The organism is Eikenella sp. NML070372 (genome assembly GCF_001648415.1).
Lineage (GTDB): Bacteria > Pseudomonadota > Gammaproteobacteria > Burkholderiales > Neisseriaceae > Eikenella > Eikenella exigua.
Genome location: NZ_LXSN01000001.1, coordinates 16,703 through 28,661, shown reverse-complemented (window position 1 = coordinate 28,661; position 11,959 = coordinate 16,703). Strand labels below are relative to the sequence as shown.

The window sequence follows — 11,959 nt, the reverse complement described above, 5'->3', positions numbered from 1 at the left end:
CGGAAACCGACCTGCCGTAAAAAGTCGGCAATGATTTGGTATTTATCCTGTTCGGACATTTCATCCTCCGTTTTCAGGCGGTGCCGCCCGCAGGGCCCGGACCGTGCCTTAAATCTTGATGCAGGCGGGCGGCGCGATGTTGCGCGAGCGAGTCTCGCCGCCGCCTTGAGCAACAGTCATATGATCGGTGCGGGTGGTCAGCGTCCAGTTGTTGCCACTGCCTTTGTTATTGGCCAAATTGGCATCCAAGTGATAATTTTTCTGATTGGCACCGCCTTGACTTGCGCCCAATACAACGGCAGCCGGGTCGCCGGCCTGCATTGAGGTTTTGTTACCGTATTCGGTTTCGCGCGGCATGGTTAAATCATCGTTGTCCGACCAAAATACCCCTGTTGGGTGGTAGTGATTGGCAACGGCATGCCCCTGTGCCGAACCGAAGGCACGCCCGCTGTCCACGCCGCGCCCATCGTCCCAGCCGCGCACAAATTCGGCGCGCAGGTCTGGCAGGTTGAAGGTGTTGCGCCCGTCGCCGGCGCCGTAGGTAGTACCGATGGCAGCAAACAGTGCGGCATAAGTGGTGCGGGATACGGCGGCACCGTCGGCTTTGAGCCAGCCTGCCGGTGCGGTTTGGCCGGCGAAATACATCACGGCGCCGCTGGGCAAATCGTTTGCGGCAGCTTCTACCGCCTTGTCGTAGGCCGCCTTAACTGCTTTAGGCGTGGCGGCCATATCTTCGCGGTCGCTGTTGGTGGCAGATGAGAGCTGCACGATGCCGGCCTGTGTGGTGCTGGCTTTCAGTCCTTTGCCCGCATGTACCGCCCATTTCCCTGTATTGTCGCCACTGTTCGGGTTGTGGGTGTTGGCATCCACTAGGCTGATGTATTCGGTGTCTGATGCATCGTTGATGAGCACTGCGCCTTTGGGATAGCCACCGATGGCATCGCAAAAGGCTTGGTCAAAGCGGTAGCGCCCGCCTTGGTTTTGCCAAACGGTGTGCGCGCTGATTTCGTGCAATATGCCGTTCATGTCTTTGCCGCTGGGCGGTTTGCCGCCGACTGAAATCGGGGTCATCGTGATGTTTGGGAAACCCTCGGCATAGGTGGCGGCCTCCTGCGCCAGAGAGCCGTTGCGGGTGACGGGGATACTGTTTTTCAGACCGTCCGCCGCCCAAGGTTTGGAGAGCAGTTTTGGCTGTGGCATGGTTTAAACTCCCATAAAAAAAGCACCCTCGCCGAAGGGTGCCAGGTTGGCTTCAATATAGCCGAAGGTTTTGTCTGCCTCCGGCTCGTAAAAATCCAGCAATACGCCGCTGGGGCGCGGCAATAAGTCACTTTGGCGGATAATGGCGCGTTCCACGGGCAGAAGGTAGAACTCAAACACATAACGCGCGGCCATCGTGCCGTTTTTCACAAAATACGCGCGCCCGCGTGTACCGAACATCTCACGCAGCAGGCGGTTGATGTGTGGGGCGGTGGCGTAAATGATGTTACTCATGGCTTTGAGCATAATCACGCGGCGGTAGGTGTCGTCGTCCAAACGGTAGCGTCGCTCCAAGCCTTCACCAGTGCTCCACACACCGCTGCCAAACGGAGTAAAGCCCTGCGCAAAGCCGATGTATTCGTCTTGCGCGCTAATCATGATTTCTCTCTCAATACCAACAATCGCCCCCCAAATATCCAACCCAAAACCTTGTGCGGTGGACACGTTCCACACGGTATCGTAAAACCGCTGTTTGTCTGTGCGCGGGTCTAGGCAGTCGTCAAACCGCCGTATCAGGCGGCAGATGACTGGACTGTTGGCATATTGGCTGATTAAGGTTTCGCCCACGGTTATCATACGCTCACCACTTCGATATTTTCGGCGCGAACAACGGGCATTTGGTCGATACCTACTGTTACGGAATTGCCCATACTGCCTGCCGACAAACCGATTTCCACATCCAACACATGCACCTGCGGCACAGCTTTTACCACTGGAGCAACGTAGCCAATGGCATATAGATTTGCACCGATGCGCCCCTTGAAGGTGGCAATGACGGCTTGTTTGATGGCCGTTTCCGCACCAACAAATGCACCGCGCTCAATTTTGATACGGAAATGCACCGGCAGTTCGTTCGGGCGCATAAAGGCTACCTGATAGGCAGGCTTCGGGTCGTTGTAGTTGTGGTCGTACACCGTGATTTCGGTGTTGCCATTGAAATCGCAGCCGCTGCCCGCGTAGCGTAATACAGCTTCAGCTACCGCCGTATCATCACCACCCACCGCTGCCACATAGATACTGTGCGGCTTGAGCGTGTAGTTGGTCGCGCCGGCCTGTACGCTTTGGCCTTTCGGGTTGTCAATGACGTACACATCACGCACACCGTCCAACGCAAACACGTTGGCATACACTGCCTGCGGCGTTCCGTGGGCATTGATGGCCACGCTGCGCCGCCTGCGTTCGGCAAATTCGGCACGGCTCTCTTCCGCCCGTCCGGGAACGGCAGGGCGCGGGTTGTCCACCCTATCCAGCCCCACCAAGGCTTGATAAATAATATTTACGCTGTGGGCGGGTGCTTCAATCTGCCCGGCAGCAATGAGTGTGCCGCTGACTTTCCCGCTGATGGGAATGCCGATTTCCTGCTGCAAAGCCCATTGGTTGCCTGCCTCATCCTGCACGATGAATCCCTGCGGAATCTGTGTGCCGGGCAGGCCGACAAACTCGCACACCACCGCCGAATCGGTGGCTGGCTTGCGTTGCAAAAAGTAGATTTGCGCGATGGCATCCTGCATCACGCCTTCGGCATATTCCGGGTGGATTTGATTGACCAGTTCGGCAATCAGGTTGTTTTTGTCGGCAATCACGGCGGCTAGAGAAGAGGCAAGCTGCCCCTGCGGCGTTTCCAAATTCAGGTTCAGGCCGCCACCGAAGGCATCATTGAAATCGGCAAGCACGCCGTTCAGCACTTCGGTTTCAGTCGGAATCTGCAAGCCCTGCGGTGTGAAGCGCACTGGTGGAACATTACTGTTCATAGCATTACCTCGTATTGTTTCTTGGCATCATCGGTAAATTTTAGGCTACCTGAAAGCACACGCCCGTCGCGCAATTCGGCGGCCACGTCTGCCGCCACCACGCCGGGGACGGACAAGGCAGCCTGCACCAGCCGATGCCGGTACAGCGCAAATGACTGTTTTTTGCCCAGCATTTCTTCAAAATAAGGGATACCCTTTTCTGTGTCGTAATACAGTTCGCCTGCAAACAGGCGGGCGGCAGAGGCCACATCCTGCGCCTTGGCATAGGGGTCTTTGGCCAGCGCAATATTGCCTGCCACATCCAAGGCCAAATCCCAACTTTGCGGGTCAAGATAGAGGGTGTTCATTGCGGTTCTCCCGTGTTGCCGCTGCCTGGCTGCACATCTCCATGGACGTGATGCAGTAGGCTGATGTCTTTGGCCTTCACATCGCCGTCTGTGTCAATCCCTCCACCGCCGGTAAACTGTGCCGTGGTTTGGGTGTTGGTTTGAAAAGTTTGCGAGGTGCTGCTCACGCCGTTTTGCGCCTTCAGTACGATATTCTTGCCTTCCATTTCGATGTCGCCGGGGGAGAACAGCTTAATACCGCCTTTGAAGAACATGATGTACTGCTCTGGCGTACCGTTCAGGAAGCCGCCGAAATAGAGGCCGTCCGAATAATCGAAACGCCGCCTGCTCTGCGGGGCGGACGGCGCTTTGTTCTGTTTAACACTCGAAATGTCACGGCTGCAAAAGCCGCACATGCCAATGTCGCCCGGCTCGGGGTCGATAATCACGGCGTTGCCGCCGCCCTGTAATCGGAAATACGGCACGTTGTAAATGATGCCGTGCGGCGTAACCGTGCCGTCGCCGCTGATTTGGGCAACCAAGGGTTGTACGTCCACCAGCCCGACAGGGGCAAGCCCGCCCGCTTTGGTTTTAACCACGCGCACCAGTGTTACGGTTTGGATGCGTGAGACGATACCGGACACTATCGCGCCAATTTCGCCCGCGCCGCCTTGTGACTGTTCTGGCCGGTATTGCGCCCGGCTATGTTGTGACTTTGACATTCGTATCCTCCACATTGGCGGCTTTGATGTCGGCCAGCCACTTGCCGCCCGGCACTTGGCTTTCCAAGTCCAGCGACAGGCCGAACACACGCCATCTGCCGTTGCATTGCTCAATCAGGCTACCTGAAATTTCAATCAGTCCGCCGAAACGCAGGGCTTTGTCGTACAAGCATTGCAGCTTCACGCCTTGCAAGTCCGGTATCGGGTAGCCGATTAGGCCGGTGGCCGGGCTGACTATTGGCACATCAATCATGCGTGGCTGCCCCCTGGGGGTGATAGCAACTGTTTCGTTGTCGATGTACACATCTATATAGGCATTGGCGGCAATATGTCGGATTTTGTCCAGTTCGGTATTGTCCAAATACTGGTTGCTGATTTTGGCCTGCACGCCGTTGTTCTCAAAGCGCCTGCCCATGCGTTTGCAAATGGCTTCGATCGCCTGTGCCACATCGGTTTCGCCTTCGTGGCTGACCGCTTCGGCGGGCTTGAGTTGCCACAAAACGGCGGTATGGCTCTCGATAACCAAGCAAATATCCGGCGCGCCGCCCATTTCGGGGTAGGCAAACGTGATGTTGCCGGTATAGACCACGCTCAGGTTGCCTTGTTCGCCGGCCTCCACCTGAACCAAATTCATCATCGACTGTTCAGTGTTCCATTTCACCCGCAACAGCTTCATGATACTGTCCAGCTTCAGGCCGTATACCTTGATTCGGGCAGATGGCATGACTGCCCCGTTGCCGTAATTGATTTGGCAGGAAGTGCGCAAACCCTCGACAACCAGCGTATCGTTGCCTTTTGCGTCCCATACGTCTTTTTCCTGCCCCAGCTTGATGCTGACGCGCAGGATTTTTTCTTTAATGCCCATCGCGGTACACCAAAATAAAGCGGCTGCCCAGTTCCTGCCATTGCGGGTCTAGGCTGCCTGCGGTATCGACTAAATAAAGCTCGCCGCGAAAGCCGCGATAGGCCTCGCCCACCAGCGGCATACCGTGCAGGCATACCCGTTCGCGTATCAGCACGCGCCCGTCTGCCGACACGGTGGCATACAGCCTGCCCAATCGCGGCAGCAGCGATACGGTTACTTCCTGAGAGCCCAATGTGGCACTCACTTTCTGCACCGGGACAGGTTTAAGGGGGATTTGGTAAATCATTTCAACCCGAACCCCTTTCTGAACGTATCGGTTATTTTCCCGAACCCATCACTGGCCGCTCCGTACAGTTTTGAAGCTATGGATTCGTTGTTTTGTATCGGCTTGGGCTGCACCTTGCCTCCGTCTGCCTGTGCCTGTGCGCCGTCCGGCTTGGTTTTGGTGTATTTCACTTCCACCTGCCGTACTTCGGCCAAATGGATATTAACCTTCAACAGCCGCGCCCCGTCTGAAGCTTCGCGGGCGTAGTCGTAGCCGGTAATCGCCATGTTCGGGTACACCGCTTCCGGCGTGATAACTAAGAACAAATCAGTGCTGTTGGCCAGCGTATCCAACAAACCGAGAAACGCGCCGCGCTCGAACACTCCGCCGCTGCCCTTGCTCATCTGCACCGTTACCGTGAACGGAACGCCAACTTTGTTGTAGCTGGCGAACGAACCGCGTTCAATAGGCGCATTGGACACTTTGGAAGTGTTTTGATGCTTAACTGACATTACGTTGTCTGACAACAGCAGCGGAATGCCGTTTTGTCCGAAAATGCCCCAATAGTTGCCAAAGATGGCCTGAATTAAAGCGGCGCCGCCGAACTTAATCAGCGCGCCGCCTGCGTTTCTCGGCAACTTGGGAACATTTGGAATGCCGATTGAGTTCCAAGCCATAACAAACCTTTCTCACACCATCGCCGGCATAATCTGTACCAGCCTGTTACGGGCGGCGGCAGAGGCATCCGCCATCGTGCCGTCTATGGTGCTGGCTGAAGACTGCACATGGATGCCGCCGTTGATGGCGAACTGCATATTGCTGTTGTTGGTAATCTGCTGCGCCTGCTGGCGGGCGACAGCCCCTTGCTGCAGGGATTGTGTGCCACGGGCGGCACCGGCGGCAACGGCTTGCCCGCCTACGGGTCGGCTGTTCAGGTCAGACAATACTGCGGCGGCCTCATCCAGCCGCCTTCTTCTGTTCACGCCACGGTTGTCGCCTTGGCGGGAAGCAATTGCTTGGGAAATGGCATTGATGTTGCCACTGCGAACGGCGTTTACCAAAGACGGCAATTTATCCAAGCTGCCGTAATTGTAGGCAACCGAAGTAATGGCGGCCTGTGTTTTGGCCGGCAGGCGGTCAAATTCCGCCGCACCGATTTTCTGACGTGCTGCATTTCTGAAAAGTTGCGCCCTGCGTGCCAAATCGCGCTCCGCATCCTCGCGGGTAACAGTATCGCCCTGTCTCACTCTGCGAACATTGCCGTTGCGGTCGGTGATGGTATCCGTGCCATAGCCTAAGCGGTAAGCGTTCACGTCCCAATAGGTGCGGCTGGAGAAACCTTCATGCTTCCTAATCATGGCGAGCGTTTCTGCCATTGCGGAGTTTTGCCGTGAACCGCCGCCCAACCACGGCTGCGAGCTGTAGCTGGCAGGATGGATGTTATCCCTGCCTGCTTGGAAGCCGCCTTGGAAAGTGGCATGTTCCTCGCGGGCGATTTGCCCCAGCAGGGCGTTCATTTTCGCGCCGGTTTGGCCGTTTCGATTGTAGGTGTTGGATACCCCAAGCAGCCGCACGTTCGCCCCTCTGGCACGCAATGAGCGGATTTGAGCACGGATGCTGTCGGCGTCGTTCGGGTTGTTGCTCATACCGGATGACAGAATCACGGTTTGGCCTTGCAGGTTGCCGGAATAGCCGTTGATGAAGCCTAATACCTGCTGCGGATTAGCGCCCACTCTGGTTGACCCTGTACCGTTTACCGCGCTGCGGTAGCCGTGAGCGATACTGTCGCCGAAGTAAATCGTACCGCCAGGGGAAAACATCTGTTTGGCGACACGCTCCCCTGAACCAAGGCTTCTTGCTGCCGCCTGAGCCGAGCCGGGGGCGCCGGGGGTGCGGCCTGTTACATAGTCAAGCGCACCAGCCGCTCGCTCTACACCGAAGCTAACGGTGTCGGTTATGACTTTGCCGGCCTCCCTCAGCACCCGCCCGGCGGCATTCTTGGCGCCTTCCCAGTCGCCTCTCATGATGCTAGCGAAGAGGTCGCCCAGCGCCTCGAAATAGGGCATTAAATAGGTTTTGATTTCCAAATACAAATTATGAAAACCGGTAGTGAGGCTTTTTACCGATACCCCGTTTTCGTCGATGAATCCTTTCAACCTCAGCCAATCGAACAAACCTTTCCCGGCTTCTGCCCAGCTTGTGTAGCCGGTGAGTAGGTAGGTAAAACCTTTAGTAAGGCTGTCCACTGATACCTTGGAGGTTCTGATGTAGCCGGTGAACGCGCCCCAGTTGAACAGGCTCTTTCCGCCCTCCGCCCAAGTTTTGTAGTCGTCATAGAGCAGCACAAACGCGGCACCCAAAGCAGCCACAGCGGTAGCAGCCAGTGCGAACGGAGCAATAAAGGCATACAGCGCCGTTACTGCCGACCACAATACCGGAATCAGTACCATGCCCAATACAAAAGCCAAGCCCTCGAAAACGTGCTTCATGGTGTTTTCGTTGCGCATCAGGTAGTCGGCAAAGCTGCTGACCAGCTTCACCAGGCGCAATAAATGCGGGGCAAGCGCATTGGCAATCATGTTTTTCAGCGCATCCCATTGCTGGTTGAGATAGGCGCGGGAGCGGGTCAGTTCGCGGCTGACGGCAATTTCTTTCTCGCCGGAGCGGTAGAGCCGGTCTTGCAAGGCCAGCATCTTTTCCATTTCGGCACGTCCGAGCAGCAGGGTGTTGATGGTGCCGTCGTCCAAACCCATGCTTTTAGCCAGATTGTAGGCCTGCACCCTGTCCATTTTGGAAAAGCGGTCGGCCAAATCCAGCATGATGCTGTCGAGGTTGCGCGCTTTGCCGTCGGCATTGAGCAACGCCACGCCAAAGGCATTGAAGAACGGCACCATGGAGGTGTCGCCCATGGTAGTGAGGCGGGTGATGCTCATGCTCAGCCCGGCCAAGCTGCCTTTCATGGCATCAGCCTGACCGCCCGCCATTTCGGCCATACCGCCCCATGCTTGGAGCTGGTTACGGCTCATGCCGATATTGCGCGAGAGGTTGTCTAGCTGTATGTTGGCTTCGGTGGTTTCCCGAATCAGCTTATCCAGCGCGTTTGAGCCAGTAACGAGGGCAAAGAGAGCGGCAGCGCCTTTTGCCACCTTTCCTAGTGCCTCTGTCAGGTTTTTGGCCTGCTTGACGTTCTGCTTAACCTTTTCGGCGTGTTTGTCCAGCCCTTTGCCGGATTTGCCGGTTTTTGCTTCCGCCTTCTCGAACGCCTCGGTCATGTCATCCAGTTTGGAGACCGCCTGCTTGGCTTCCCGACTGAATTTGGACGAATCAATGCCCAACTCCATGAACAGGGTATCAATTACTGTTGCCATAGCTATTCCTAAAAAAGCTACCTGATTTCAGGTAGCCTGTTGTGCCTTGTTGAAGGCATCGGTATTGACGATTTCGAGCAGGTTAAAGGCATCTTCCAGGCCATACACGGTTTGCAACTCGTGCAAGGTACAGATGCGGGAAGAAACAAGGGCGCCGATGGTTTGGGTCAGGTTCAGGTAGCCTTGCTGCCCTCCGCTTCTTCCCCGCCCGATACCGAGGTCAGGCCAAAGGCGTGTTGCAAAAAATCGGTATGCAATGCGAACACCTCCTTCCGCAAACGCCACAGGGTCGTGAAGTCTTCCACGTCGTTGAAATCCATATTCAGCGGGCGCGGCTGGCCGCCTTCAGGGATGATTTGCACGCAGTCCAAAAGCTCGTTCAAGAGCGGGATGGCGTCTTCCGGCTTGACTTTACCCAATGCCCCCAGCGTTGCTCCAACCATCCCCACCATGCCCTGTTGGGGGTTGATATTGCCCAAGTCCACGCCACTGTTGGCCAAAGCCAAAAGGGCGCGCATCGCCCAGTTGTCGGCGTGGGCGGCGCTCATTTCGGTAATCAGGAACACGCGGCCTTTATCCCGCCCGTTCTCAATCGTGATTTGCCGGGTTTTCAGAGCCATCTTAAATCTCCTCTGGTTTCACCACGATGCGGAAGCTGTAGGTTACGGCTTCCAGCGTTTTCTTGGCCGTGGTACCGCCCGGGATTTCCACCAAGAAGCCGGTGGCGGTGTAGCGGCGCTTCACCGATGAAATCTCTACCGAAAACTCCACCATGAACGTTTCCTGCCGTTGCAGGATGGCATTAGTGAGCTGGTCGAGGTAGTCGCGCGATTTGCTGGTGGGGGCGAGCTGGATGTTGAAGTCCACTTCGTGCGGGGTAAAGCCGCCGGATTGCTGGCCGTCTACGCCCATCATGGTTTCGCCGATTTTGCCTTGGCCAAAGTCGAAAGCGTTGTCGGCAGCGTAGCCTTCAATCTGTACGAAGTTGTCGTTAAAGCCCTTCACGCGCATCAGCAGGATGCTGTTGGCGGCGGTCAGGGTGCGGTCTGATACGGTTTGCATCTTTGGGTTCTCCAATAAAAAAGCCCGCAGATGCGGGCGTGGGAAAGGCTGCTTTATTAGGCAGCCCAAAAGCTAATGATGGTCTTCAATAACCAAGTGGCCGGTAATAACCACAAACACAATCGCGTCACTTGGCTTTCTGGTTGCTCCTGTCTCAAATGGAACAGATCGTAGGCCATCCATCCCCACAACAGCAGTAATATAGACACAATCCACCATACCTGAAGCATACCCTGCCAGTCGCCGGCAGACCATCCGAACAGGATAACGGCGGTGGCAGGAATATGGTAGGTATACAGGCGAACCTTGCGTGAATCAATATACTGTGCAAACGGCGATAGAATAGTTAGGATGACGTCCCACATTGAAACTCCTCCATTTGCATTAAAGACCCCGTAATGCAAACTCCAGATTGGTGCGGTTGTTACGGGCGGTATTAACGATACAAACGCGGTAAATCCGATGGCCACGAATAGTATCCAGCCATTTTTTAACATTAAGTACGGCGCCTTTTCCGAAAGCTGTAATAAATTGTTTAGCCGTCAAAATAGGCCCACCGTAAAAAATGGAAAATACCGCATGTGCTGCCATGAATTTTCGTGAGCATTCGCGGATTTGCAACATCATCTGGTCACAAACCTCTGCCACAGCCGGGGTAATATCACTTTCTCGAACATGAAGTGAATGACTATACACTTGTTCAATAAACTCTACATAAACCTGTTTTTCCTCAATAGTTAAAGACATTATAAGCCTCCTTATATCAAAATTAAATGCCTTGTGGCACAAAAATCTGCCTGATTGCAGGAATAAATCGGGCTACCCGAAAATAGTTTCAGGTAGCCTGAATGTGGTTTGCCCGTTACTGGACGTTAATAGAGCCGAGGTTGATGTTGTGTACGCTGCCGCCGTCGGTGTACCACAGCTTCATCGGCATAGACTGGCGGTTGCCGCGTGTCTGCGCCGAAGCGTTCTGAATCAGCAGGAAGTAGCCGGTACTTTCAATCTTCGCTGCGGCATCTACGCGCGCTTCGTTGTTGATGAGGGCGCGTTGCTGTTCGCTCAACGGTACGCCGGGCTGGATGCTGCCGAAGTTTAAGGCCTCGTTAATCGGGTCTTGGCAGGCAGCACGTTGCAGGGCGATACCGACGGTGTTGTACGGCACGGCCTTGGCCGAGGTAAGCAAGGTCATCAGGGCAAGCTGCAACTGGCTGTTGAGGCGGATTTGGTTCACATAGGCATCAATCCATTTCCACTTGCCGGGCATTTGGCCGGGATAGAGGAAAGTGAAGCGGTCGTTGGCGGTTGCCCATGCGCCGTAATAGTTGTAGCCGTTCTCTTTCAGGTTGTCGGCATCGGTGGCATTATCCACGTCCACGCTCAAGCCAGATTGGTTTTTGAACGCCAGTGTGATGCGGCCTTGTGTTTCGGTGAAATCAATGGAAGCAATCGCGCCACACAGGAAGGCAGCCTTGTCCAGCCCGCCGTAAATCGGGGCCGTTCCATCGTAGGCAGCGGCTTTCAGTTGCGCGCCGAGACAGGTTGTATTGCCAGTTTGCAGCGCGGCGGCTTCTTTACCCCAGGCGGCGTAGAGGAAGCGGTTGTTCTGCGCGTTGCTCCATTTGGCCAAGGCCAGCTTATCGGCCAGTTCAGGCTCAAACACGGTGGTGAAGGTGGCAAAATTCAAAGTGGATTGAACTATACCCTCCATCACGGTTTCCGCACTGTCGCCATCGTTGCCTTTGGAAATCACCGCGCCTTTGGCTTTGGTCAGATTCAGGGCTTCAGCCAGTGTGCCGGTGGCAAAACCGATTTCGGAAGCCTTGCCTTGGGTGGCGGACACGATTTCAAACGCCTGTAACTGCTCGTCAAACTACACAGTGGCACTGATAGCAGTACCGATTTTGGCGGCGGCATCACTGAAACTGGTGGCAGCGGCCAAACTGATGTTGTCACCGGTTTTGTCGCTGCCGTCGATGTTTACCTTCAGGTTGCCTGAAAGTTTCTTCAATGCGGCAAGGCTCATGCTTTTTACACTTGCGCCGCGCAAATAGGCAGCCTCTTTCCCTACGTTGTAGGGGTAGAAATACAGCGTGCCGGGCTTGATGTGCGAGTTGTCGAAGCCTTTAAAGTACACTTGCGCGGCTTTAAACTCTTCACTGGCCAAGCCAAAAAACTCGCCGACTGCCGAAGCGTCGGGGAAGGCGGTGTGCCTGCCGGTGGGCAGGTTTTCGTTTTTGCTCAAAAAGACGGCATTCATCGACAGGGGGGATCCGCCCGAACTAAGTACGGCGGGGTTCACACTGACGATTTTTGACGCGGGAATAGATTGGAACATGG

12 protein-coding genes and 2 pseudogenes are annotated in these 11,959 nt (G+C 55.4%); all 14 read right to left on the bottom strand.

Annotation, left to right across the window (positions count from 1 at the left end; genetic code table 11):
* Nucleotides 1-495: 495 nt before the first annotated feature.
* Nucleotides 496-1,200, bottom strand: a pseudogene (locus A7P97_RS10955) (phage tail protein); the annotation flags it as partial.
* 3 nt (nucleotides 1,201-1,203) lie between these two features.
* On the bottom strand, nucleotides 1,204-1,836 hold the full coding sequence (locus A7P97_RS00170; RefSeq protein ID WP_067449029.1) for a DUF2612 domain-containing protein: 633 nt from the start codon (nucleotides 1,834-1,836) through the stop codon (nucleotides 1,204-1,206).
* Nucleotides 1,833-3,011: a baseplate J/gp47 family protein gene (locus tag A7P97_RS00165; protein ID WP_067529247.1), complete on the bottom strand. Its 1,179-nt coding sequence runs from the start codon at nucleotides 3,009-3,011 to the stop codon at nucleotides 1,833-1,835. The genes A7P97_RS00170 and A7P97_RS00165 overlap by 4 nt, the downstream gene beginning before the upstream one ends.
* On the bottom strand, nucleotides 3,008-3,358 hold the full coding sequence (locus A7P97_RS00160) for a hypothetical protein (protein WP_067529245.1): 351 nt from the start codon (nucleotides 3,356-3,358) through the stop codon (nucleotides 3,008-3,010). The genes A7P97_RS00165 and A7P97_RS00160 overlap by 4 nt, the downstream gene beginning before the upstream one ends.
* Nucleotides 3,355-4,059 carry a Gp138 family membrane-puncturing spike protein gene (locus tag A7P97_RS00155; protein ID WP_067528114.1) on the bottom strand — a complete coding sequence of 235 codons (705 nt, stop codon included), beginning with the start codon at nucleotides 4,057-4,059 and terminating at the stop codon, nucleotides 3,355-3,357. Before A7P97_RS00155 ends, A7P97_RS00160 begins: the two co-directional genes overlap by 4 nt.
* Nucleotides 4,040-4,924 (bottom strand): hypothetical protein, encoded by an 885-nt coding sequence (locus tag A7P97_RS00150; RefSeq protein WP_067596284.1) that lies wholly within the window; start codon nucleotides 4,922-4,924, stop codon nucleotides 4,040-4,042. The genes A7P97_RS00155 and A7P97_RS00150 overlap by 20 nt, the downstream gene beginning before the upstream one ends.
* On the bottom strand, nucleotides 4,914-5,168 hold the full coding sequence (locus A7P97_RS00145) for a hypothetical protein (RefSeq protein ID WP_231865611.1): 255 nt from the start codon (nucleotides 5,166-5,168) through the stop codon (nucleotides 4,914-4,916). The genes A7P97_RS00150 and A7P97_RS00145 overlap by 11 nt, the downstream gene beginning before the upstream one ends.
* A 38-nt stretch (nucleotides 5,169-5,206) precedes the next feature.
* A complete protein-coding gene (locus A7P97_RS00140; protein ID WP_067449041.1) occupies nucleotides 5,207-5,866 on the bottom strand; it encodes a phage baseplate protein in 660 nt (219 codons plus the stop codon).
* 12 nt (nucleotides 5,867-5,878) lie between these two features.
* Nucleotides 5,879-8,557 carry a hypothetical protein gene (locus tag A7P97_RS00135; RefSeq protein ID WP_067529239.1) on the bottom strand — a complete coding sequence of 893 codons (2,679 nt, stop codon included), beginning with the start codon at nucleotides 8,555-8,557 and terminating at the stop codon, nucleotides 5,879-5,881.
* Between the two features lie 173 nt (nucleotides 8,558-8,730).
* Nucleotides 8,731-9,177 carry a hypothetical protein gene (locus A7P97_RS00125; RefSeq protein ID WP_067528122.1) on the bottom strand — a complete coding sequence of 149 codons (447 nt, stop codon included), beginning with the start codon at nucleotides 9,175-9,177 and terminating at the stop codon, nucleotides 8,731-8,733.
* 1 nt (nucleotide 9,178) lies between these two features.
* Nucleotides 9,179-9,619, bottom strand: coding sequence for a hypothetical protein (locus A7P97_RS00120; RefSeq protein ID WP_064103116.1), 441 nt, complete (start codon nucleotides 9,617-9,619; stop codon nucleotides 9,179-9,181).
* A 56-nt stretch (nucleotides 9,620-9,675) separates the two neighbouring features.
* Nucleotides 9,676-9,984, bottom strand: a complete 309-nt coding sequence (locus tag A7P97_RS00115) for a hypothetical protein (RefSeq protein WP_067449047.1) — start codon at nucleotides 9,982-9,984, stop codon at nucleotides 9,676-9,678.
* Between the two features lie 19 nt (nucleotides 9,985-10,003).
* Nucleotides 10,004-10,366 carry a hypothetical protein gene (locus A7P97_RS00110; protein WP_067449049.1) on the bottom strand — a complete coding sequence of 121 codons (363 nt, stop codon included), beginning with the start codon at nucleotides 10,364-10,366 and terminating at the stop codon, nucleotides 10,004-10,006.
* 115 nt (nucleotides 10,367-10,481) lie between these two features.
* A pseudogene (locus A7P97_RS00105) lies at nucleotides 10,482-11,957 on the bottom strand (DUF3383 domain-containing protein).
* Nucleotides 11,958-11,959: the final 2 nt, after the last annotated feature.

What these genes read in the sequence shown, in the direction of transcription:
- A7P97_RS00170 (WP_067449029.1), bottom strand. Translation starts at nt 1,836, where the DNA reads ATGATAACCGTGGGCGAAACCTTAATCAGCCAATATGCCAACAGTCCA.
- A7P97_RS00165 (WP_067529247.1), bottom strand. Translation starts at nt 3,011, where the DNA reads ATGAACAGTAATGTTCCACCAGTGCGCTTCACACCGCAGGGCTTGCAG.
- A7P97_RS00160 (WP_067529245.1), bottom strand. Translation starts at nt 3,358, where the DNA reads ATGAACACCCTCTATCTTGACCCGCAAAGTTGGGATTTGGCCTTGGAT.
- A7P97_RS00155 (WP_067528114.1), bottom strand. Translation starts at nt 4,059, where the DNA reads ATGTCAAAGTCACAACATAGCCGGGCGCAATACCGGCCAGAACAGTCA.
- A7P97_RS00150 (WP_067596284.1), bottom strand. Translation starts at nt 4,924, where the DNA reads ATGGGCATTAAAGAAAAAATCCTGCGCGTCAGCATCAAGCTGGGGCAG.
- A7P97_RS00140 (WP_067449041.1), bottom strand. Translation starts at nt 5,866, where the DNA reads ATGGCTTGGAACTCAATCGGCATTCCAAATGTTCCCAAGTTGCCGAGA.
- A7P97_RS00135 (WP_067529239.1), bottom strand. Translation starts at nt 8,557, where the DNA reads ATGGCAACAGTAATTGATACCCTGTTCATGGAGTTGGGCATTGATTCG.
- A7P97_RS00125 (WP_067528122.1), bottom strand. Translation starts at nt 9,177, where the DNA reads ATGGCTCTGAAAACCCGGCAAATCACGATTGAGAACGGGCGGGATAAA.
- A7P97_RS00120 (WP_064103116.1), bottom strand. Translation starts at nt 9,619, where the DNA reads ATGCAAACCGTATCAGACCGCACCCTGACCGCCGCCAACAGCATCCTG.
- A7P97_RS00115 (WP_067449047.1), bottom strand. Translation starts at nt 9,984, where the DNA reads ATGTGGGACGTCATCCTAACTATTCTATCGCCGTTTGCACAGTATATT.
- A7P97_RS00110 (WP_067449049.1), bottom strand. Translation starts at nt 10,366, where the DNA reads ATGTCTTTAACTATTGAGGAAAAACAGGTTTATGTAGAGTTTATTGAA.